This is a genomic window from Rhizobium sp. AB2/73 (genome assembly GCF_020871915.1).
GTDB lineage: Bacteria > Pseudomonadota > Alphaproteobacteria > Rhizobiales > Rhizobiaceae > Rhizobium > Rhizobium dioscoreae.
Window position 1 is genome coordinate 462,899 of sequence record NZ_CP067074.1, and the last position, 21,826, is coordinate 484,724.

General features: G+C 57.9%; 23 protein-coding genes and 4 pseudogenes. 14 read left to right on the forward strand and 13 right to left on the reverse strand.

All coding sequences use genetic code 11. From position 1 onward, the window contains the following. Positions 1-14 precede the first annotated feature (14 nt). The 4 genes and pseudogenes from I8E17_RS33220 (at position 15) to I8E17_RS33235 (ending at position 2,593) form a co-directional block, all read left to right on the forward strand. Positions 15-242: a hypothetical protein gene (locus tag I8E17_RS33220; RefSeq protein WP_209160201.1), complete on the forward strand. Its 228-nt coding sequence runs from the start codon at positions 15-17 to the stop codon at positions 240-242. Between the two features lie 258 nt (positions 243-500). After that, a pseudogene (locus I8E17_RS33225) lies at positions 501-747 on the forward strand (winged helix-turn-helix transcriptional regulator); the annotation flags it as partial. Positions 748-1,035: 288 nt separating this feature from the next. Further along, complete coding sequence (locus tag I8E17_RS33230) at positions 1,036-1,347, forward strand: helix-turn-helix domain-containing protein (protein WP_112960086.1); 312 nt, start codon at positions 1,036-1,038, stop codon at positions 1,345-1,347. Then, positions 1,340-2,593 carry a HipA domain-containing protein gene (locus tag I8E17_RS33235; protein WP_209159998.1) on the forward strand — a complete coding sequence of 418 codons (1,254 nt, stop codon included), beginning with the start codon at positions 1,340-1,342 and terminating at the stop codon, positions 2,591-2,593. The genes I8E17_RS33230 and I8E17_RS33235 overlap by 8 nt, the downstream gene beginning before the upstream one ends. Before the next feature lie 164 nt (positions 2,594-2,757). On the opposite strand, the gene I8E17_RS33240 is transcribed toward I8E17_RS33235, so the two are convergent. The 3 genes from I8E17_RS33240 to I8E17_RS33250 form a co-directional block, all read right to left on the reverse strand. Continuing rightward, positions 2,758-5,118, reverse strand: a complete 2,361-nt coding sequence (locus I8E17_RS33240; protein WP_209159979.1) for a hypothetical protein — start codon at positions 5,116-5,118, stop codon at positions 2,758-2,760. A 149-nt stretch (positions 5,119-5,267) separates the two neighbouring features. After that, entirely contained in the window at positions 5,268-5,846 is a 579-nt protein-coding gene (locus tag I8E17_RS33245) for a PIN domain-containing protein (RefSeq protein ID WP_209159980.1), read from the reverse strand. Further along, on the reverse strand, positions 5,836-6,282 hold the full coding sequence (locus I8E17_RS33250; protein WP_209159981.1) for a DNA-binding protein: 447 nt from the start codon (positions 6,280-6,282) through the stop codon (positions 5,836-5,838). The genes I8E17_RS33245 and I8E17_RS33250 overlap by 11 nt, the downstream gene beginning before the upstream one ends. A gap of 270 nt (positions 6,283-6,552) precedes the next feature. On the opposite strand from I8E17_RS33250, the gene I8E17_RS33255 reads away from it, so the two are divergent. Next, positions 6,553-6,861, forward strand: coding sequence for a type II toxin-antitoxin system RelB/DinJ family antitoxin (locus I8E17_RS33255; protein WP_209159982.1), 309 nt, complete (start codon positions 6,553-6,555; stop codon positions 6,859-6,861). Next, positions 6,858-7,151, forward strand: a complete 294-nt coding sequence (locus tag I8E17_RS33260; protein ID WP_209159983.1) for a type II toxin-antitoxin system RelE/ParE family toxin — start codon at positions 6,858-6,860, stop codon at positions 7,149-7,151. Before I8E17_RS33255 ends, I8E17_RS33260 begins: the two co-directional genes overlap by 4 nt. A 60-nt stretch (positions 7,152-7,211) precedes the next feature. Here I8E17_RS33260 and I8E17_RS35345 read toward each other — a convergent pair whose 3' ends face one another. Continuing rightward, entirely contained in the window at positions 7,212-7,469 is a 258-nt protein-coding gene (locus tag I8E17_RS35345; protein ID WP_255610431.1) for an SIP domain-containing protein, read from the reverse strand. A 104-nt stretch (positions 7,470-7,573) separates the two neighbouring features. After that, positions 7,574-7,777, reverse strand: a pseudogene (locus I8E17_RS35430) (siderophore-interacting protein); the annotation flags it as partial. Between the two features lie 26 nt (positions 7,778-7,803). On the opposite strand from I8E17_RS35430, the gene I8E17_RS33270 reads away from it, so the two are divergent. The 6 genes and pseudogenes from I8E17_RS33270 to I8E17_RS33295 all read left to right on the forward strand — a co-directional run. Further along, on the forward strand, positions 7,804-8,457 hold the full coding sequence (locus tag I8E17_RS33270) for an ABC transporter permease (RefSeq protein ID WP_229002292.1): 654 nt from the start codon (positions 7,804-7,806) through the stop codon (positions 8,455-8,457). 44 nt (positions 8,458-8,501) lie between these two features. After that, positions 8,502-8,969: pseudogene (locus I8E17_RS33275) on the forward strand (class I SAM-dependent methyltransferase); the annotation flags it as partial. Between the two features lie 581 nt (positions 8,970-9,550). Then, positions 9,551-9,691 carry a hypothetical protein gene (locus tag I8E17_RS33280; RefSeq protein WP_219511825.1) on the forward strand — a complete coding sequence of 47 codons (141 nt, stop codon included), beginning with the start codon at positions 9,551-9,553 and terminating at the stop codon, positions 9,689-9,691. 166 nt (positions 9,692-9,857) lie between these two features. Further along, complete coding sequence (locus I8E17_RS33285; protein WP_209159984.1) at positions 9,858-10,862, forward strand: alpha/beta hydrolase; 1,005 nt, start codon at positions 9,858-9,860, stop codon at positions 10,860-10,862. Beyond that, positions 10,846-11,259, forward strand: coding sequence for a DoxX family protein (locus I8E17_RS33290; protein WP_209159985.1), 414 nt, complete (start codon positions 10,846-10,848; stop codon positions 11,257-11,259). Before I8E17_RS33285 ends, I8E17_RS33290 begins: the two co-directional genes overlap by 17 nt. Before the next feature lie 21 nt (positions 11,260-11,280). Further along, a pseudogene (locus tag I8E17_RS33295) lies at positions 11,281-11,420 on the forward strand (fasciclin domain-containing protein); the annotation flags it as partial. Positions 11,421-11,514: 94 nt separating this feature from the next. Here the strand turns inward: I8E17_RS33295 and I8E17_RS33300 are convergent. Further along, positions 11,515-12,303 (reverse strand): DUF4394 domain-containing protein, encoded by a 789-nt coding sequence (locus I8E17_RS33300; protein WP_209159987.1) that lies wholly within the window; start codon positions 12,301-12,303, stop codon positions 11,515-11,517. Between the two features lie 202 nt (positions 12,304-12,505). Here I8E17_RS33300 and I8E17_RS33305 point away from each other — a divergent pair, with 202 nt between their 5' ends. Together I8E17_RS33305 and I8E17_RS33310 are read left to right on the forward strand one after the other, a co-directional pair. Further along, positions 12,506-13,051, forward strand: coding sequence for a sigma-70 family RNA polymerase sigma factor (locus tag I8E17_RS33305; RefSeq protein WP_209160000.1), 546 nt, complete (start codon positions 12,506-12,508; stop codon positions 13,049-13,051). Beyond that, positions 13,048-13,752, forward strand: coding sequence for an anti-sigma factor (locus tag I8E17_RS33310; RefSeq protein WP_209159988.1), 705 nt, complete (start codon positions 13,048-13,050; stop codon positions 13,750-13,752). The genes I8E17_RS33305 and I8E17_RS33310 overlap by 4 nt, the downstream gene beginning before the upstream one ends. Positions 13,753-13,861: 109 nt before the next feature. Here the strand turns inward: I8E17_RS33310 and I8E17_RS33315 are convergent, their stop codons facing one another. The 7 genes from I8E17_RS33315 to I8E17_RS33345 all read right to left on the reverse strand — a co-directional run bounded on the left by I8E17_RS33315 (position 13,862) and on the right by I8E17_RS33345 (position 21,690). After that, positions 13,862-15,016, reverse strand: coding sequence for an iron-containing alcohol dehydrogenase (locus I8E17_RS33315; RefSeq protein WP_209159989.1), 1,155 nt, complete (start codon positions 15,014-15,016; stop codon positions 13,862-13,864). Between the two features lie 12 nt (positions 15,017-15,028). Beyond that, on the reverse strand, positions 15,029-16,780 hold the full coding sequence (locus tag I8E17_RS33320; RefSeq protein ID WP_209159990.1) for a nitrilase-related carbon-nitrogen hydrolase: 1,752 nt from the start codon (positions 16,778-16,780) through the stop codon (positions 15,029-15,031). A 25-nt stretch (positions 16,781-16,805) separates the two neighbouring features. Further along, positions 16,806-17,501, reverse strand: a complete 696-nt coding sequence (gene urtE / locus I8E17_RS33325) for an urea ABC transporter ATP-binding subunit UrtE (protein ID WP_209159991.1) — start codon at positions 17,499-17,501, stop codon at positions 16,806-16,808. Beyond that, positions 17,501-18,250, reverse strand: a complete 750-nt coding sequence (gene urtD, locus I8E17_RS33330; RefSeq protein ID WP_209159992.1) for an urea ABC transporter ATP-binding protein UrtD — start codon at positions 18,248-18,250, stop codon at positions 17,501-17,503. Before urtD ends, urtE begins: the two co-directional genes overlap by 1 nt. Position 18,251: 1 nt before the next feature. Further along, positions 18,252-19,391: an urea ABC transporter permease subunit UrtC gene (urtC, locus tag I8E17_RS33335; protein WP_209159993.1), complete on the reverse strand. Its 1,140-nt coding sequence runs from the start codon at positions 19,389-19,391 to the stop codon at positions 18,252-18,254. 1 nt (position 19,392) lies between these two features. Then, positions 19,393-20,286 (reverse strand): urea ABC transporter permease subunit UrtB, encoded by an 894-nt coding sequence (gene urtB, locus I8E17_RS33340; protein WP_209159994.1) that lies wholly within the window; start codon positions 20,284-20,286, stop codon positions 19,393-19,395. A gap of 153 nt (positions 20,287-20,439) precedes the next feature. Next, a complete protein-coding gene (locus I8E17_RS33345; RefSeq protein ID WP_219511822.1) occupies positions 20,440-21,690 on the reverse strand; it encodes a transporter substrate-binding domain-containing protein in 1,251 nt (416 codons plus the stop codon). Positions 21,691-21,826 lie beyond the last annotated feature (136 nt).

Here is a 21,826-nt window from a genome sequence, read left to right on the forward strand (position 1 = left end):
GCGTGGAGTGTGCCGTGACAGAGCAGAGCATCTCGTGGGAGCAGGATGGAATCGACTCCGGCTGGTTCTTCGCCGCGAATGTCGGCTCCGTGAGAAGCAGTTCCAGCTATCGTCCTGGAGGCTGGTGGTTCCTTCCAAAGTGGTTACCTGACACGGAAGAAAACGATGTCGGCCCCTTCAAAACCAAAACTGCCGCGTTGGCAGAAGCAGAGCGTCTGGCTGCCCACGAACGCACAAAATAGCAGTATCAGCCTCCACCCGCCGTGGCCCCAGAACAGCGCTTACACTTGAACGTCAGCATAACGACTTGGTGAGCGCGCTGCGATCAGTGCTCTACGAATTTGGGCATCCGGTTCCTCGAGGCATTGGGCACCTGAATCGGATTGAAGCGATGGTCGAAGCTGAAAACAGCGATCTGCCAGAACTGGTTCGTGACGAATGCCGCGATATTCTGCTGCAAATCGCCGAGAGGACGCAACTGGCTCGCCTGCTCAACGGGGAGTGATAGAGCAGGATCGGCCCTTCGCATTCACGAGCTTTTCCAGCAGAATCCCTTTCACACAGCGAACCAAATTGTTCAGGTGACGGGTTTGTCCGCACCAACGGTCAACGCCGCACTTGCCGACCTGGAGCGATTAGGCATCGTTGATGAGATTACCGGCCGTAAGCGTGGCCGGGTGTTCCAGCTATCGACGATACCTTGCGATTCTAGGAGAAGGCACCGATCCCTTGCCTCTCAATTCATGACAAATTGATGGGCCAACGGTTCAAATCCCTTCAAGGTGCAGACGACCGGCAGGGCCCACGCAGATGCGGGGCTTGGTTTTCATCTGCATGGGCGATGTGGATCAGCCAGTCATCTGAGTGGCTACCCTGATTGCTTAACGTTCTCTCAGTAGAGGAAGCAAAATTGATCTGTAGGAAGATCTTTTGGTCTCAGATGATCCCTATTGGCGGCATCTGGTTTGACATGGGTAGAGGTTATGAGATACGTAAACATATCAGAGTGAGCGAGATGAAGCATTAAGGTATCAAATGAAGTCGGATTCGGAGGCTCTTCAGGCGATAGGGCGGCTGCTCAAGACATCACGCAAGACTTTGGGCCTCACCCAGGAGCAGGTTGCGGATATGGCGGGTCTATCGCGTCCGCGGTACCGCGAGATTGAGGCCGGAGCCAGCGCTGCCCGTACGACCACACTGATCAACATCGGTCGTGCGCTTGGTCTGGAACTGATGCTCATCCCGCAGGCGATGGTCCCGGCGGTTGAAGCTTTGCTACAGCCAGGTGGCGCCGAAGATGACCTTCCTGCTTTCATCGCCAGTCCTGATGGTGATGGCAATGTCTGATGCGCCTCTTGATCCAAGATCTATAACCTCGCTGGACGTGCTGCTGAATGACCTGAAGGTAGGCATGATCGTGAGGACGCCGGGAGACTTCAACGCGTTCAGCTTTGAGGAGAGCTATCGACAGACGGGTGGTTTCCCAGTGCTCAGTCTGTCATTCCGCGCCGCACATGGGGGGTTGCGGAAGGACCCGAAGCCTGTCGCGAGGGCTTTGCCACCGTTCTTTGCGAACCTTCTTCCAGAGGATAAACTGCGCGAGGCGATGGAGAAGCACCATTCAGGTAGCGTGCGGGCAGGAAATGATTTCGATTTGCTTGCAGCACTTGGATCGGATCTGCCGGGGGCTGTCCGAATTGTGCCGAGCGAAGGCACCGTTGTTCGTAATGAGGGTTTGACAACCCCCAGACCGAAGGCCCGGTTTTCGCTCGCCGGTGTGCAGATGAAACTTTCCGTCATCAAGAACACAGGAAAGGGTGGCGGTCTGACGATCCCCTTAGGCGACGAGCAGGGCTCATATATCGCCAAATTTCCATCGACTTCATTCCCCGCTGTCTCGGAAAACGAATTTGCAAATCTCGCATTGGCCGAAGCGATTGGAATGGAAGTGCCGGAACGCGAGCTCGTGGAGCAATCGCAGTTCGAGGGTATTCCGGCGGAGTTTGAGACGCTGTCCGACGGCAAAGTACTTCTCGTCAAACGTTTCGATCGGGTAGCCGGTGGTGAGCGCGTCCATATCGAAGATTTCGCTCAGGTATTCGGCGTCTATCCGTCTCGAAAATATGAGGGGGCCGCCTATCATGATATCGCTGTGGCTCTTGGGATCGCCGTTTCCTCAGCGGCAGCCCTCGAGTTCGTCCGACGACTGGCTTTGGCTGTGCTGACAGGAAATGGCGACATGCACCTCAAGAATTGGTCGCTGATTTATCATGGGAAGGGCGACAAGCCTGCACTCGCTCCAGTCTATGATGTGCTATCGACCGTCCCATACATTCCGTCGGATGCCATGGCACTGTCGCTGGCCGGTGAAAGGCCGTTCAAGGCAATGAACACCCAGCGATGGAAAGTCTTCGCTCATCGTGCGCGAATGCCGGAAGCCGCTGTGCTGAAGGCTGTTATGGAGACGGTGGAGCGCGTCAACCAGTCTTGGTGGTCTCTGCCTGAACGAGCTGTTCTCCCCAATAAAGTATTGGAACGGGTTGATGCCCACATCAAGCTGATGTCGCCGATCCTCGGGACCTGTGCGGATTAGCAATTGGCGTTTCTGCGTAAAGCGTTAGCAGTTTCGTGGCTCACCAATGCCGATAGGGTCGCTGGTTCGAATCCCGTCAAGGCGGAGACGATAAGTAGTGTCCCAGACGGCTGCGGACATTTTGCGCATATGCCTGCAATGGCCTGAGCGACGCATCCAACATACTAAGCTGCCTCCCATACCTGATTGAGGATCCGCGCAGCTAATGCTGCTTTGTCTTGAGGCAGAAAACGTCCGTAGTGCTGCTGCACGACGTCGGGCGTGTCCTGAATGGCATAACTGGCCTGCTCATAGGATCCTGTTTGCTTCAGGATGTGAGTGGCAAGCACGTCTCGGACGTTGTGTGGACCATGTGGTAGCAAACCCTTAATGGCACCGCGGCCTGTATAGGGGTTGTAGATGCCGTAGCGCTGGATCGCTAACCGCCAAGCCTCGTAAAACGTCGTTTGATTGTAAGCGGCGTCGATGCTGGTCGTCTTAACTGTCTTGACGAACAGCGTGCCGGGATCGGGCGCGCGTCCCAAGAGCACCTTCCGGTGCCGTTCGATATAGGCGTTGAGATAGGTGTAGAGATCAAGAAGATCCGGCAGCACCAGACGAAACGGCTTCTGCCCGAAAAAGGAGGAGCCCGAGTTCTTGAAAGCGTTGGATGGGATGAAGACTTCCCACCCACGCTCCCGTTCGTTCCAACGCAGTTCGCCTCTCTTCATGTCTTCGAGCCGGCGTTCTGCCGTTGGGAATTGTCCGCGTGGGCAGACCAGCAATTGCCGAAGGTTTTTCTGCCTGAGGCCGAGATGTAAGCCCAGCCTCAGCATAAGGAACGAACGGACCGCCTCAGCGGCCGCTCTCGGGTAGCGGTGCTCGTCGGGCATACGCTTCAAGATCTCCTCGGTGATCTTCCGATATTCAGCGAGCGGGCTTTCTGCTTCCAGCACGCACATGATCGGCTCGAATGGATCGCGGTGCACGCGCATCACCCGCTGGATTTCTTTTGAACGGTTGGCGGCATGGCGGTGGAAGTTTTCGCATGCGCCATGCCAGTCCCGACGAGCAGACTCGATCTCGTCTGTCGTGAGCAGTCCTTCGATCGGCTTCACGTTGCGCAGGAGTTCGGGATGTTGGCGAAGCCAGCCGACTTCAGCGCGAGTAAGGGCCATGGCCACCATCAGCATGTCGTCTTCCCATTTAGTAAAGAAGCCGCGACGGCGCTCGCGCCACTGCAGATACCAATCCCACACGCCCGGGAAGATCAGGAGGCCGAAGGTAAGTCGATTGAGCGGCACGCCTCGGCCTTTGACAACCCCGTTCGGGGATGCCGCAAGTGCCCCAAACATCAGGCCGAGATGTTCGATTTTCTGGCTGGCGGTCTCCTCATTCCAGACGCCATTTCTGCGGAAGCCGATCTCGGTGAGAGTCGACGTTTTGAAGCGGATGAGATCTGCCATCTCCATCGCAAGCCGAGGGGGTGCGTCAACGACACCGGAGAGCAGGTCTGGATCCTCGAAAGCCTTGGTCAAACGCCCTTTTTCGTCCTCATCTCGCAGCCAGCTAGAAGCCGCTAGTCGAGGAGTAGGTGCACTCCCGCCATATGTGATCCCAGGGAACCGGATTGCGTAGCGCTGCTTCGTTGCTGCCGCCTGGAAACGCCTGTAATCCGTCGACCCCGAGATGATGACGCGCCGGACCCATTCCAGGATCTCTGCGCGCTTTGAAAAAGGCAGGCTGCTGAAGTCGTCGGGAAGATGCCAGGCAAGCCGGCGCCGCTCCGCCGGGCTGATGTCTTCCAGATCGTGGCCATATAAGGACCTGGACTGATGTGGCAGTTTGGCTTTGAAGTAGCCTCGCTCCAAGCCATATCTGCGCTCGATCCGGCAAAGGATATCAAAGCTTGCCACCGAGCGCGGCACACGCTGGCCCTCAATCCACGACAGCAAGGTCTTCGCATCAAAGGTTTCGTCTATGCGAACGACCGCCCGGTGGAGTTGCCAGTAACTCTCACCAAAGCGGCGCATTTGATAGGCGAGTGCATCGGCGAATGAACTCGGGTCTTCGTTGGCCTCGAACAAGGGTTCTGGTTTGTCAGAAACTGATCTCGGCTTAGGGCCGGGGCGGCCAGGTGAGGGCGAGCTCTCGATCTCTTCGATTTCGTGATGCTGGCTTGTCGGGGAGGGGGTAAACTTTCCCGTGGCACCGGATATCGGCGCAGCTTGCAGTCTTCTGCCTTTCGGAGCATCGTCTTCTACAAGCGGCTCCTTCAGCCAGCGCATGATCGCATCCAGCGCTGGTCGCAGCTGTTTCTTCAACGTTATCGTCAGCGCTTCATCGATCCCACAATCGTGCGCTATCTGCCGCCAATCATAGCGGTTGTTCGCTAGAGCGGGTGTCTTTCGAAATGTGATTAACGCCAGAAGGTAGGCGCGGACGTTGTCAACTACCCGATCCGGCGCGACAGGAACAATGCGGACATCGCAGTAGGTCGAGATCTTTTTCTGGAAATGGCGTTTGGAAAGGTCTTCGTTTGGCATGTGTCATCCCGTATTCTCTCGGGGCCTCAGGCCGAGGGCGTGCGGAATTAGTGGTAGACGGTTAAGAATCCGTAAAGTCTATAAGGACGACCCGACAACCCAAAGAAGTCGTCGGGCGGTCTCGTCAATTTTTCAAGGATTGCGCGGGCTCACTTCAATCCGGTTATGTTCCGGCGAAGCATCCCTGAAAACTTCTTCAACCCGCCTTGATGAAGCGCGTCGACGAACGCCTCAACCGATGGAATCGACTTTCGCAGATTATGCCTCGCACTTTTGACACTGGAGATTAGCGCTTCCGGAAACGCCGCATGGAGATCGGTGAGGAAATCATCTGGCGACTTGCTCGTCACACCATGGGCGAGAAGGTTGCTTGCGGGAAAGTCCTTCAGGTTCCAGGTGACGATGACGGAGGCTTTGCCCGCGATGGCTGCCGCGAGGACGTGTCGATCATCGGGATCCGGTAGCGTGAGTTCGTGAATCAACGGGCGATAGTCAGCCACGACGGCTTCTGGGAGGACCGCGTTCATCCGGTCGCGCGTGGCTCTCAAACGGTCGATGGACAAACCTGGTGTGTTGGCGGCGAGATTGCGCATCCACTCATCATGTATATCGTCGGTCCAGCGCGCCTCGACAAGACCGTCGAAGGCGCACTGGATCAGAATGTTGCGGAGGTGGAAGGGGTAGAGGACGCAGGCATCGTAGACCGCGACGGGCGGATTAGAGGCCATAGGTCTCGATCAGGTCCTCTGTGTCCTCGGCAAGTGCGTCCATTGCCATCTGTCGTTTGTCGAGCTTCGACTTCAACGCGAGCACATCCTTCAGGAGGGCGCGGCGGTGTTTGCCGACGTAGCGGAATGGCAGATCGCCACGGTCCATGCGCAAGACGACGAGCGGACGAGAGATGCCGAGAATGGCTGAAGCGTCACTTGGGCTCACTTCCTGGTCCTCGGCCAGCACTGCAACGCGCTCACCGCGCAGCATATGCGCCAGAAGGGCTTCGACAGCTGCGGCGGCCGAGGGTGGGATCGGGAGCGTGCGCGCCTTGCCACCTGCATCACGAACGTGGAGTTCCAGCCTGTCACCGGCAACCAGCTTTGGCAACGGCATTGCTGTTTTTCGATCGCGATCTGACAGTCTGGCGAAATGAACAATCTGGCTGGCCATGCGATATCTCCTTAGCAGCCAATATAGCGAGAGAGACCTCTATCTGCAATAACTGAAAGTGTGGGTTGGTTGCGATGGCGGTGATGGGGCGGTTCTTCGGAACGCCGGTTCGATTCCGATCAAGAGCTAAAGCGGTTGCCGAACGGCTGGGTCGGTGGTTTGTATCCTTTATCAAGACTAAGAAAGACTAGGTGGACAACGACAACCTGAAACTTTGTGTAGAATTTGTCATTCAATTGCATTACTATCTCGTCAGATATGGAGATAGTCATGGCCGCAAACGCACTTGTCCAAACACGTATTGATGCCGAGGTTCGGGATCGTGCCTCTGCCGTTCTTGAGAGCATGGGCCTTACGGTATCCGATGCGGTCCGTATATTGCTTACACGGACTGCCAACGAAGGGGCGCTCCCCCTTGAGCTCCTTTCGGGGAGTGAGGCTCATGACGTTTGGTTTCGCAACAAGGTGCTCGAAGCGCTAAACGATACTCGCCCGGACGTATCCGACGACGAGGTTGAGGCGCATTTTGCCGAACGTCGAGCGGCTGCCCGTCTTAAAGCTGGTGCGCTCAAATCGTGAAACTTACTTGGTCTGCGTTCGCGTTATCGGATCGCGACGCCATCTTCACATACATTGAGGCAGATAATCCTGCGGCCGCCGTTCTGGTCGACGAACGGATAGTCGCAGCCTCACGTCGCTTGCTCGATTTTCCCGCCAGCGGCCGTGTTGGTAGAATTGCCGGTACACGCGAACTCGTCATCAACGGCACGCCCTACGTAGCTGTTTATGCCGTTACCGACACGACAGTTCGAATTCTTCGTGTATTGCATGGCGCGCAGGAATGGCCAGAGTCTGTGCCGATAAGCTAAATCGATTCTTTCCCATGGGGCCGACGGTTAGAATCTTATCAATTGCAAAACTCATTGTTTTCACTGAGGTAGATAAGCATCGGCCCCTTTGATGATGATGTCTTCCTCGCTGAGAGACCGATGCCAGTGCGAATAGAGCACGAAGCGGTCACGCGGAAGCCCGACCTCCTTCCTCAGATGACGATGAATCGCGCTGAATGCTTTGTATTCGCATCCACCCCAGAAGAAGACGCCCGCTGGACATTCCGGCCAGCGAACGGAGCGAATTGCGTCCTGAAGCAGCGTCGTTGTGCCTGCACCCTTGCCGTTGCGATACAACCATTCGATCGAAACGCCGCTGGAAGAACAGAGCGGCAGTTCGTCGGCGGGCGTATCGATTCAATAAAGGCATGGCCGGCTGCCGGCGCCGGCAGATATTTGAGAATTCTGGCAATGCCGGGCAATGCAGTCTCGTCGCCGGCGAGAACGTAGAAGTCCGCCGGCCCCGGGCCATTCGCCGCAGAGCCCAGAATGCCGACGACATCGCCTGCCCGTGCATCCATCGCCCACACGGTCGCGGGGCCGGGGTTGGCATGGAGCGCGAAATCGATTGTGATTGTCTGTCTTGCCGTGTCGATGAAGCGGATCGTATATCCTAGCCCGCCATTCCGGTGTGACGGCGCAGCATCTGCTGGGAACCGATCATCTCGGACGCGATCTTCTTTCGCGCCTCATGGCGGGCGGATGGCGCACCGCGCTTCTGGTTCTGTCGGTCGGCACCATCGCCTTTACCGGTGGCACCTTGCTCGGCGCCGGCGCCGCGGTGCTGGGCAACTGGCAGGAGAGGGTGGTGTTGCGCTGTTGCGAATTCTTCGTCACCGTTCCGACGCTCATCATCGCGCTGACGGCGGCCGCGATTTTTGGCCTGACGCTGATAACGGCCGGGCTGGCGCTTGGTCTTGCCGGCATTGGCCCGACGGCTCTGCTTGCCCATTCCCTCAGCCGGCGTGTGCTTGGGCAACCCTTTGTCCATGCCGCACAGGCGCTGGGCGTTCCGCCCTTGCGAATGGTCCTGCGCCACCTTCTGCCGAATATCCTGCCGCTGATGATAACCCATACCGGAAATCAGGCGGGTTTTGCCGTCACCGCCTATGCCTCGCTGGCCTTCATCGGGCTTGGCGCGGACCCTTCCAAACCGGACTGGGGCTCGATGTTGTTTGAATATCGCGTTTTCATCTTCGATCATCCAAGCCTGATGATCTGGCCCGGCATCGCAATCGCCATCACGGTTGCGACGCTCAACATCGTATTCGACGCTTCCGACTGATCATTTCGCTGAGCTTGAACATGGAACACACAAGGAACGATACGTTGGATGGCGGCAATTTCGATCTCAAGGAAGAAATCCGCGACTACTGGTCGAAAAGATCGGAGACCTTCGATCTCGCCTTCGGACACAGGATCGCCGCCGGTCCGGAGGCTGATGTGTGGCAGAAACCGATCCGGCAGCTGATCGGCCCGGAGCCGAAACGTGTTCTTGAACTGGCCTGTGGCACCGGCGAGGTGACGCACCTGATCCACGATCTCGGCCACGATGTTACGGCACTCGACTTTTCAGAGGCGATGCTGGCTGTGGCGCGCGCCAAACACGCCGGCAAACCGCGGCTGCGTTTCGTCATGACGGACGCCGAAAACACCATGGAACCCGATGCATCCTATGACGCAACCATCTGCCGGCATCTGGTCTGGACTTTGACGCAGCCCGAACAGACGTTCCGCGAATGGTTCAGGCTTCTCCGTCCCGGCGGCCGGCTTCTGTTTTTCGACGGCGACTGGGCGATTTCGCGATTACCAGGTGGCGCTCCGGGTCGGCCGCATAGCTGACGAATGCGAGGTTCGATCCGGTAGCCCATTTGGTCTGTGGCGGCTTGTGGCGGTTTCCCGTCGCGACCCGTGTTGGACACGATAGTAAATATGGCAAGGCAGGCAGGTGCGCGGGTGCGCATCTTTCGCTACATTGAGCAACATCTTGAATCGATCGGAGTAAGCTTGCAGCCGCACATGATGAATGTAGATCTTCTTCGGCAAATCGCTTTGTCAGCGACATGGCGGAGAGCGCGATCGCAGAGCTTGCTTCGTTTATTGAGCAGGTAGGTCTCGTACACGAACAGGAGGAATTCGATCCCAAAAGTCCCCTTGCAACTTCACGGCAGGTCCGGCCGTAATATTCTTGGCGACATCAACTATGGCGAACGCTATCCCTTGGTGCGCTCTTTTTCTTGAAGAACTGTTGCGAGGGAGGGATAGACGATTCGTAGATTGGCGATGGCCCTGAATTTACAAGTCTCTGTTTGCTCAGGCTCGCGCAACCAAAATTTACGAGACTTATCAAAGGGCTCCGAGGAAACTCGGAGCCCTATTTGCAGTCGCTGTGGTTGCTCACAACATCAATCGCGCTACCTGCTGCCACGACCAACTCCATCTTCGGCATTGCCATCGATCCCAAAACCGTGATGATGCACAATCATTCCACTTCGGATAAAAACCGCCGTGACCGCTGATCCCTTGCATATCCTCAAGACTGTCTATGGCTACGATGCGTTTCGCGGCAGGCAAGCCGGCATCATTCGGCATGTAATGGCGGGAAACAATGCCTTCGTTTTGATGCCGACGGGCCTTCCGACAGGTCAGATCTTTGCCAGTGGCACCGCGGGGCAGCTCTAGGATATGCCGGATCGAACTCTTTGCCTGACCGCCGCGTTTCTGATGATCGGCTGCTTCGTGTTGATTGCTTCTAAAGCGGTTGCTGCGCCAAAGCGGGACGATCAAGTCCGTACCGATGTCGGTGGATTCAAGCTCAATAGCGTCCTGGTTGAGACTGGTCGGAAGCCAGACTTGCCACCAATCGTCTTTATTCATGGCGCCAGTGCCAGCCTTTACGATCCGATGTTCTCGTTTCGGACAAAGCTGCAGGAACGGGCCAAGCTGTTGTTCGTCGATCGCCCGGGTCACGGCAATTCCGACGTCGGTGGCGAGGAGAACATTTTCCCCGACGGTCAAGCCGATTCCATTGCCGTCCTCATGCAGAAGCGCGGCATTCACCGCGCTATTATTGTCGGTCACTCCTTCGGGGGAGCAATTGCCGCGTCCTTCGCCGTGCGCCATCCGGATATGGTCTTAGGCCTCGTCTTCCTGTCTCCTGCGGTCTACCCATGGAATAGCGGGATCGCCTGGTACTACGAGGCCGCCAGCGCCCCGATCACAGGCACTCTATTCAGCACTCTTATCGTGCCACCTATCGGGCTTATGATGATCGATAATGCCACGAAAGGCGTCTTTGCTCCGAACCCGGTTCCCGCCGACTACATCGACAAGACACGTGCCCTGCAAGCGTTGCGGCCGCTCGCATTTCGGCACAATGCGAGAGAAGTTGCGGCTTTGAGCGACTGGGCCAGAGCGGCTTCCGTGAATTACCGCAGAATCAAAGTGCCTACGGTCATCATCACGGGGGATACTGATAGTATTGTCTCCCCTGAGATCCACTCCGGTCATCTCGCCCGCGATATTCTCGGTGCCCGTCTGATCGTCGTGCACAATCTAGGGCACAAGTCGGATTTCGTTGCCAACGATCTGGTAATCGCAGCGATCGAGACGGTCGCGGGCCGCAAGTCGAACCTCAACGCCGTGAAAAGGGATGTCGAGCAGAGGATAGCACGTGACGGCAAGGATTGATGTCTGGCAGCGGCGGTGCCAGTGGGGACTATCCAGCCTCTATGGTCTCGCGGGCATTCTGCATCTCGTCCTGCCGAAACCCTTCCTCGGTATCACGCCGGCCTGGGTTCCTGAGCCGGAGGCCGTTATTTTCCTGACTGGCCTGTGTGAGATTGCCGGTGCCGTCGGACTTCTGGTGCCGCGGCTGCGGAAAGCCGCCGGCATTGGCCTGGCGTTCTATGCAATCTGCGTATTCCCGGCCAATATCAAGCATGCCGTCGACAGCCTTGGTGCCGCGGCTGTTTCACCATGGCAATGGTCCTACCATCTCATCCGGTTGCCTTTGCAGCCATACCTGGTGTGGTTGGCGCTCTTTGCGGGAAATATCGTCGTCTGGCCATTCAGGCGTGGCGTCTGACGAAATTCGCAAAGTTTCATCGTCGGCGGATGCCTTCTGAAGGCCAGGAAAGCATGGGCACGATCAAGCTCACCCACGAAGTGGGTTGTATTGCGCAGGTGACGATCGCCGACGTCAAACAATCCAACGGCGTCATCCATGTCATCGACACGGTTCTTTGACCAAGATGCCGTTCGGGGCTATTCCATCATCAGAAAGGCCGGCGACACTTGAGGGCGCCGGCCTTTTCAGTTTCATCGTTGAACGTCCGCTGAATTACATGCTCGGCAGAACGGCGATGTCGCGCACTTCGTTATCGAGCCCTGTGATCGGGCCGATTTCGGTTGCCGCGCCAGTTTCGAGGTTGACGGTGTAGAGCGTCTTGGATGCAGCGAGATAGGCCACGTTCTTGCCGTCCGCCATGCTCTGAATATCAAAGGCATAGGCCGCAGGCTTGTCTTTGAGGCCGAGCTTGCCGATTGCTTTCAGCGTGCCGTCATTCGGCTTGGTCTGCTGGATCAGCGCGCCGATCGTGGCATCGATATTATACATGGCGGTTTTTTCAGGCTTGCCGACGGAGTTGGTATAGGCAGCAGCGACGATGTTCGGGGTCTCGCCCTTGTGCATGTCACCCTCCTCGAAGGCGAGCACACCGTCAACCGTCACAGCGCCAGTATCCGGGTGGACACGATGGTTGGTCGTTCCGGTCATGAAGCGCAGTCGATCGGCCATAGGGTTGAAGTCGACCACGACGGGGGCTTGCGTCATGGTCAGCATCTTGTCCATCTTGGCGACGTCGGCGGCGGCACCCGTTTCGAGATTGATCGAGACGATGCGATGATCGGGGGTGACGCCGATCACCGTCTTGTTGCCCGGACGGAAGTCGATGCCGACAAGCTTGTCGACGCCAGTCACGTCCATCTTTTTCGTCACCGCCGGTTTCTCCGTATCAAAGATGACGAGCGTCCTGTCGCCGGTCAGGCCGAGGACGGGGGCCGCGAATGCGGTCGATGCCACTGCGATGGAAGCAGAGGAGGCAATCAGTGCGAAACGAATGATCTTCATGTCTTTCTCCCGTGTTAAACCGTTCGGAAGTCGTGTAGCGCTCGGCTTTCGACGCTTCCTGAATTGAAGACACGCCAGCCATGCCGTTTGGATGCAGCCTGTGAAAAAATAATTTCGACTTGCATCCATTCGTCGATCCGGCGGGTATAACTTTCAAAACCGACAGTCTTCCCGTCGGTGTTGGGAGAAAGTATTGATGCTGATGGGCTCTAAGCCGGACGATCTCGATACGGCACTCGTTGCCTGCGCCAAGGGTGATCGCAACGCTCTGCGCCTGATCTTTGATCGGGAGGCGGGACGCCTGATTGCGGTCGCCGAGCGCATTGTCCGGCGTCGTGAGCTTGCCGAAGAGGTAGTGCAGGACGCCTTCATCCGGATCTGGACCCATTCACATCAGTACAGGGCCGATCGCGGCTCTGCCCGAGGCTGGATCTATGCCATTGTCCGCAACCGGGCACTTAATCTCCTGCGGGATGGAAAGCGCGAGCACACCGTCGAGGAAGTGGAGGCCCTGCGCGAAAGCGAGCAGGCGGATGAGGTCATGGCGGCATGGCACAGGCTGGACCGCAGTTCGCGGCTCTATGATTGCCTTGGTGGACTCGACGAGAGCAAACGCAGCGGCATTCTTATGGCCTATGTCGGCGGCTACTCGCACGGCGAGATCGCCGGGAGGCTGCGTATTCCGCTCGGTACGACCAAATCCTGGATCAGGCGTGGCCTTGCAGCTCTCCGGGAGTGCATGGCATGACCTACGATCGCAAGGATATCCCTGCTATTGCCGATGAATATGTCCTGGGCCTGCTAGGGGCCGCGGATGTTAACGAGGTTGAGGTTGCCATGGAACGCGATGCTGAACTGCGCGCCGCAATTGCTGCCAGCCGTGAGCGCTTCCTGCCACTCGACATGAGCGTGGCACCTGCTACCGTCACCGAGCAGCTTTGGCAGCGCATCGAAGCGGCCTTGCCGGTCCAGGATCAAACCGGTCTTATGCCTCTGATCTCAAACGCGAATGATAACCGTAGGAACGGTTGGCGAATGGCCGCGATCTCGGCCATCGCCGCCACCTTTCTGCTCGCGATCGGTCTCGCTTACAGCCTGACCCGGACGGTGGAACCGCTTGTCGTCGCGGTTCTGATCAATGATGCCGGGGAGGTGCAGGCGATAGTCGAGGATTTCGGCAACGAGCAGGCGACGATCCGTATGTTGGCCGATTTCAATATCCCCGGGGACAAGGCGATTCAGGTCTGGACCCTGCCGTCCAGAGACAGGGGGCCAGTTTCCCTCGGCCTCATCGATGGTGTGCGATCGGCACGTCTGGCTGTTCCGCAATTGCCGACGCCAAGAAATGATCAGCTCTATGAGATCACGCTGGAACAGGCGGGCGGATCGCCGACAGGGCGGCCGACCGGACCAATATTGGCCAAGGGCCTCGCGAAGTTGCTGCGATAATAATCGCGCCAGATATCTCCGTGTGGTGCTTGTATCGTAGCTCAATATTTTGATGATTGAGTTAAAAAAAAGGATGGCTATAACTCATGTGACGTGTGCACTGGCCTGCTTACCAGGCAACCTCGTAGATATTGGCGGCATCCGATAGCGACATGGTACGCGGGTTGTTGACCAGCAGCCGGGTCTGCTCCATCGCACTTTCCGCGAGTAGAGGAATTCCCTCCTTTGGAATTCCGACATGCCTCAGCCTTACGGGAAGATTAAGGCGCACTGGCAGCATCGTTAGTCCGTCGATGAAAGCGGAGAGCCGTCCGTTCTGATCGGCAGGCTCAAGGTGAGGAAAGAGACACGGTGCCAGCTCCGCGTAGGCATCACCACACACCGTCGCGTTGAAGCGCAAGACGTGCGGCAGTACCAGACTGTTGGAAAGACCGTGGGGAACGCCGTAGCGGCCTCCGATCGGATAGGCGAGAGCATGAACGGCAGCGACAGGCGAATTAGCAAAGGCCTGCCCCGCCAACATTGCACCCAGCAGCATCGCCTGTCTGGCGGCAAGGTCGGTTCCATCCTCGACGGCGATCGCGATATTCGCTCCGAGAAGCCGCAGGGCTTCTTTGGCAAGGGCACGGGAAACGGGATTGTTGTTTGCACTGGCGGACGTGAAGGCCTCGATGGCGTGGACCATTGCGTCAATTCCCGTCGCCGCGGTCACGGCGGGAGGAAGTCCGATGGTCAGGTTCGCGTCGAGAAGCGCCACGTCTGGCAGAAGTACGGGTGATACTACGCCCTTTTTCTGGTGTTCACCCGTGGTGATGATCGAAATCGGCGTGACTTCCGATCCGGTACCGGCCGTTGTCGGCACGAGCGCCAGCGGCAGACGCTCCCCCGTCACCTTGCCAACGCCGTAGATAGTGCCGAGCGCTTCGCCGCTTTTGGCAATAAGCGCTACAAGCTTTGCGACATCGAGCGACGAGCCGCCGCCGATGCCCAGCACACCGGTTGCGCCAAACGTCACCGCCTGTGCCGCAGCCGTATGGATGATGGCTTCCGGTGGATCAGCGACAACGCCGGTGAAGATTGATGTTTCGGCGCCGGCTTCTGTAAGACTGGCAAGCGCCGGCTGAACGAGCCCCGCCTTGACGACCCCATCGTCCGAAATCACCAGAACGCGCGGACCGAGCATGCTCCTCAGCTCCGAAAGCCTTGCGATAGAGCCGGGTCCCGCAATGATCTGCGGGACGGTTGCGAATGTGAATGCGGACATCCTGCCAGCCTTTCACTGATGCCATTTGACGAGGGGCTGATAATGATGCGGCTGCCGCATGACAACAAGGTCTTTTCGACGGACGATGTTCGTTGGATAGGGTGTGTCGAGATTGGTGGTGTCGACAGTCGCACCGGCTATTCCTTCCTCATCCAATATCACCGATTCCTGACGCGGAAAGGCAAAGGAGTCCGGCCCGAACACGGCGCTCTTGCCCAGATATCCTTCCGTTTCATCAAGCACATTGGCGAAGGCCAAATAGACGTTGTTCTCGCCCCCACGAACCCGCAAAGCATGCCAGTGAAAGGGGTCGGCGCCCTTCGGGATGGGATAGTTGTGCGGGATTTTCGTTCCTGCGTGGCTTCCGGTGAACGTACCGGCAATTGCCGAAGGGCAGGCTATCAGATCGCACCCCATAAGGGCGAGCGAACGGATCGCTTCCGGATAAAGAGCGTCGTGGCCAATCGCCAGGCCCACTCGGCCGATGGCAAGATCGTATATTTTCCATTCGTCACCGGCTGTCGCCCAGCTGTCGGCAATACCGAGATGCGTCTTGCGATAGCTGCCCACCAGCCCCTCGGGGCCGGCGAGCACTGCTGTGTTATAGACTTTGTCTCCGTCCGCCTCGGCAAATCCGGCGGCGAGATAAAAGCCGAGCTTCATTGCGAGGCGCACGAAGGCGGAGACAGTCGGGCCTGAAAGCGGTTCCGCCCGGGTTTGGGGAGCCTCAAGCCCGGTCAGCGACAATTCCGGGAAAACCAGAATGTCCGGCGCTGTCGTCGCCTTTGCCTCCGTGGCAAGGGCGGTGATGCGGGCAATGTTGTCTGCGACCGAGGAGGAGGGGGCAAACTGCGCAACTGCCGCGCGCGATTTGCGCCCGCGCGGGATGGGCTGGTTGCCATAGAGGCGGAAGTAGTCGCCCGGATTCCAGGTGAAGCTGTTGGTCATCATGTTCATGTAAAGCTCGGGCCGGCGCGATTTGAAGACGGGTTCGCTCAAGACTTCGCGGCGGCGTGCGCGGGCGAGATCGACCTTGCCGTAGGCAATCCCGTCGCCTGTATCGATGGATGCGGCAACTGTTCCGTCGGGCTCGATCAGGCAGCTTCCACCGGAAAACTGCACAGTTCTCTCCAGCCCCCACCGGTTGCTTTCGATGACATAGCAGGCATTTTCAAAGGCGCGGTTGATCCAGTAGGGTGCGGGTGCGCGTTCCTGCAGCCAGTTGGAGATGTGGCAGATGATGTCTGCGCCGGCCAGAGCTTCCAGCCGCGCCGTTTCGAAGAAGTGCAGATCCATGCAGACCAGCATCGAAATCCGGCCGATCTCCGTCTCGAAGACCTCGTGCACGATATCGCCGTTGGCGGCCCACTTTGGCTCGGCGATATAGGGGTGCGACTTGCGATGCCGGCCGATGACGCCATCGGGACCGATGAGGACGGCCGTGTTGTAATAGAGATCGCTCTCTGGATCGACCTCCGGCATGCCAACGACGATGTAGCAACGGTGTTGACGGGCAATGGCATGGAAAACGTCGGTGGTCGGTCCGGGAATGGTCTCGACGAATGGTTTCACCTCCGCCCTGTCGAACCAGCAATAGCCTGTCGTCCCCATTTCGGGCGTAACGATCAGGCGTGCGCCGGCCTGCGCCGCCTCCTCGCAAAGGGCTGTCAGCCGGCTGATATTGCGTGCCTTTTCAAACATGGTCGGTTCGAACTGGATAGCGGCGGCGGTGTAGCTCTGTGTCGGTGTCATGATTGTTCCCATTGTCTTTAATAAAGGATCCGTCTTCTCAGACAGCCATATGCCGATGGACAAGCGTGTCGGAGAGCGCGTCTATGGCGCCTGCCGCAACCACGCCTCCCTTCTCCAGCATGGCGAAGTGGTGAGACGCATGCCGCGCAAACGCCACGTTTTGCTCAACGAGGATAATCGTCATGCCGATCTCGCGATTGAGCCGGATGATGATCTTTTCAATCTCCTCGACGATAGAGGGCTGGATGCCTTCGTTGGGTTCGTCGAGCAGCAGCACTTTCGGGTCCGCAGCCAGGGCGCGGGCGATGGCGAGCTGTTGTTGCTGGCCACCGGAAAGCACACCGCCCGGTCGGTCGAGGTTGGCCATCAGATAGGGAAAAAGTTCCGGGACGAGTGCTGGAATTTCGCGTTTGCGATCGGCATGCGCGAAAGCGCCCATCAGGATGTTTTCGCGGATGGTGAAATCGGGAATGATCTCCCTGCCCTGGGGGACATAGGCGATCCCCGCCCGAGCCCTTACATGCGTCGGGGAAGAGGCGATGTCTTTTCCCTGCAGGTGCATTTCGCCCGTCATGCGGTCGGTCAGCGCCATCAGGGTTTTCAACAGGGTCGTCTTGCCGGTGCCGTTGCGGCCGAGAATACTCGTCACCTTGCCGGTTGGAACATCCAGTGTGACGCCGTGCAGGATATGGCTGCGGCCGTAATAGCTGTGCACGTCTTTCAATGTCAGCATCAGGAAATTCCTTTCGAACCGAGATAGGCTTCACGGACTTTCGGATTGTGCTCGATATCCTCGACGCTTCCTTCTGCCAGAACCTCTCCCAGATGAAGGACGGTGATGCGCTCGGCGATTTCACGCACAAACCCCATGTCATGCTCGACGACGAGAATGGTGTGGCGGCCTTTGAGGTTTTTGATGATCTGGGCCGTCTTGCGGGTCTCGGCCTGGGTCATGCCGGCTGTCGGTTCGTCCAGCAGAACGACCTTGGGATCCTGAACGATGAGCATGCCGAGTTCCAGCCATTGCGTCTGGCCATGGCTGAGATAAGCGGCCGTCATGTCCTCTTCCGCTTCGAGGCCCGTGAGGGCGAGCACCTCATCGACGCGTTTGGCTTCCGCGCGCGAAAACCCAAACCGGAGGTTGGCGAAAACGGAGGGATTTCGGCAATTCGCCACTTCCAGATTCTGACGCACGGTAAGATCGCGAAAAATGCTGGGGATCTGAAATTTTCGACCGATGCCGGCGCGCGCTATTTTGTGCTCAGGCCAGTTGGTGATGTCGGTGTCGTAGACGAAGACCTTGCCCTGCGTGCTGCGCGTTTTACCGCTGATCAGATCCATCAGGGTCGTCTTGCCGGCGCCGTTTGCGCCAAGCAACACCCGCAGTTCGCCATCTTCGACGGTGATGCTGGCATTGTTGACGGCTCTGAAGCCGCCGAAATCGACGCTGAGACCGTCGATGGTCAATGCGATTGCACTCATATCACAATGCCTCGTTTTGTTGCTGCAACGATGAAGACGCCGCATCTGGTTTGACCCGGCGGAGGAACTGTCGCAGCACATCATGCGCGAGGCCGCCAAGTCCGCGCGGCATGAACAGGACGACGAGGACGAAGATGAGGCCGATGATCGCTTTCCACGCCTCGACCAGCGCTTCGGTTTCGCTGACCTCGGCCTCGATCATGTTGATCAGGATCGCGCCGATACAGGCACCGAGCAGGGAGGAGCGACCGCCAACGGCAGCCCAGACGACCATTGTCACCGAGAAAGACAGATCCATGAAGGTCGGAGAGGCGAACTCCGCAACGACCACATAAAGCATACCTGCAACGCCGGCGATCCCGGCTGAAATGGCAAAGAAGAACACCTGGTAGAGCGAGACGTCGAAACCGAGATAGCGGGCGCGCACCTGATCGTCGCGGATCGCCTGCAGGATCATGCCAGCACGGGTTTCCACGACGAGACGCGCACCGATGAGCGTCAACGACAGACATATGGCACACAAATAATAGGTCGCCCGGCTGTAAGGGTCGAATTCGATGCCACTGATCGTCAGCCAGCCAAGATCGGTCAGGCCGTTGAAGCCATTCGTCACCGGTTGCGCATCGACCATCACGAGACGCACGAGCAGAACCAGCGCCAATGTAATGATCGAGACGAAGACACCGGAAATACGTTTACGGAAAACCAGCATTCCGAGCGCGCCGGCCACCACCACCGGAAGCAGGATGCCGAGCACGAGACCGACTGACTGGCTTTGAAACGGAAGCCAGAGGAAGGAGCCCTTGTTGATACAGCAGAGTTCGGTCGGCGCACCGGGCTCGGCATTCCAGAGCATGAAATCCGGAACCGGCTTGTCGGAGCCCTGTTGCAGACTGGTCGGGCTTGACAGCTTCAGCGACATGGCAAGCATGTAGGCGCCAAGGCCGAAAAACAGCCCCTGGCCGAGATTGAGAATGCCCGCATACCCCCAGGTCAGCGCAATGGCGACACCGAGCATCCCGTAGACCAGATATTTCGAAATGCGGTTCAGCCAGAATTCGTCGCCGAAAACGGGTGCTGCGAAAATGACCGCGATGAAAAGCACATAGGCGGCGATCTGAAATTTTCGTTCGTTGCTCATGTCAGCGCCCCTTGAACGAGAACAGCCCGCTGGGCTTTACGAGAATGACGAGGATGACGACCCCGAAAACGACGGCGCGTGCCAGAATGTCGTTCGTGCCGATGGCCACCAGCGCATTGATTTCCCCCAGAAGCCCTGATGAAAGGGCCGTGCCGAAGAGACTGCCGACGCCGCCCGTTACCACGACCATGAAACCGTCCACGACCATGGTTGTGCCCATGTCCGGGAAAACGGTCTTGAAGCCGGACATCATGACGCCCGCGACGCCGGCCAGACCGGAACCAAAAGCAAAGGTGAGCGCGTTGATGCGTTTTACGTCGATGCCGCAGGCCGCAGCCATTTTTGGATTACGGATGATTGCCCGCACCTGCATGCCCGCCGTCGTCCGGTAGAGGATGAACCATGTCGCCAGCGTCAGCGCGGCGGTCACTGCGATGATGAAGGTGCGGTATGCGTTGATGTCGGCGCCGGCGAACCTGAAGGTGCCTTGGAGATACGAAGGCACGGCGACGTTTTGCAGTCCGGCTCCCAGACCTTCGATATGAATGCCGAAAAAGGTGAGGCCGAATTCGAGCCTTACGACTTGCTGTAGAAGGATGGCGATGCCCCAGGTGGCAAGAAGCGTGTCCAGCAGGCGGCCGTAGAGCCGGCGCACTACCACCCGCTCGATTATCAGACCGAGCAACGCTGTTACGACAAAAGCCAGTGGTATTGCGAGCAGAAGGCTTGTTTTCAGCCAGATACCCGAGAGGACGGCGACATAAGCGCCGATCATGACCATTTCGCCGTGCGCCATATTGATGACGCCCATGGCGCCGTAGGTGATGGCGAGACCGAGTGCCACCAGAAGAAGGATCGAGCCGAGACTGAGGCCGATAAAGAGAATGTCGAGCATAACGCCACCGTTCGTGAGAAGGGCGGACCAGACTTTGTTCTACTTCTTACCATTGCCGAAATCGGGTTGGTGCCGAGCAGACAAAAACGCAGATCCGCCTTGCCGAGACATTGTCCCGCCAAACATGGTTCGGCGGGACGACGCGGGGAGGGGTCAGCCTTTGAGCTTTGCGGCGTCGAGACCGTTGGCGGTGCAGAACAGATTGCTTTCCGTCTCGCCATAGGCCGAATAGGGCAGTGGTTTGATCGGCGCCGGATAGGCGTTAACGACCTTGCTCTGGCCATCCGGCTGCCATTGCCCGATGCGCGGCGTCAGCCAGCAATGCAGGTTGTCGGGGTCGGTCGTCACCTTGCCGCCGGGCGCATCGTAGGTCTGGCCGCGAATACCGGCCCGGATCGCGTCGGCGGACAGGTCGCCGGATTTCTCGACAGCCTGCTTCCACAGGAATACCTGAAAATAGGCCGCCTCGAGAGAATGATATGTCACGGCTTTCGGATCGTTGACGAATGTCCTGAAGCGGTCGATGAAGCTCTTGTTTGCAGGCGTTTCGATCGACATGAAATAAGGGAATGAGGTGTAGCTGCCCGCCGCATATTCAGCACCCATGGCCGCTATCTCGATCTCGGACGTGACCGTCGCGCAGATCGGGATAACCTCCTGCGACAGGCCCTGGTTCTTGAACTCGCGGTAGAAGGCGATGATCGAGTCTCCGACGACGTTGGAAAGAACGACATCGGCACCTGATTCCTTGATCTTGCTGACCATCACGGCCCATTCGGAGTGGCCCAGTTCCAGATATTCGTCCGCCACCCATTCGGCGCCCGCCGCTTCGATCAGTTTCTTGGAAACCTTGGCCATCTCGCGCGGATAGACATAATTCGAGCCGACGATGAAGAACTTCTTCTTGCCCAGTTTCTCGACGATCCAGGGAATGTAGTTGGAGAGCTGCTGGTTTGGAACGGCGCCGGAATAGACGACGTTGCGCGAGCATTCGAAGCCTTCATAATGCGTCTGGTAGAACAGCATTGCGCCGCGCCGTTCGAAGATCGGCAAAACCGCCTTGCGGCTGGCAGAGGTATGGCAACCGAATACGGTGGAAATCTTGTCCTTGAGGATCAGTTTCGAAGCCTTCTCGCTGAAGGTTTTCGGATCGGAAGCCCCATCTTCCACCACCACTTCGACCTGGCGGCCGAGAATGCCGCCCGCCGCGTTGATTTCGGCCACGGCCATCATGACACCGTTGGCGAGAAGCTTCTCGGCGACAGAAAGCCCGCCGGTCTGGGAGTAGAGCGCACCGACCTTTATAGCATCGGCTGCAAAGGCCCGGCCGCCCAGCGCCGGCAAGGCGAGTGCGGCTGAAGCGGTGGCTGCGGTTTTCAGAAATTCACGTCTGTTGAACACCATCTTGGTTCCCCTTTTTTTGATTGGCGCACGCGACGGCACTGCCCGGCTCTATGGCGAGGCTTTCATGCCGAAAATATTGGAGGGCTGACGTCACTGTCAGCAGATAACAAAAAACCCGCGAGGCTTGTCACAGCCT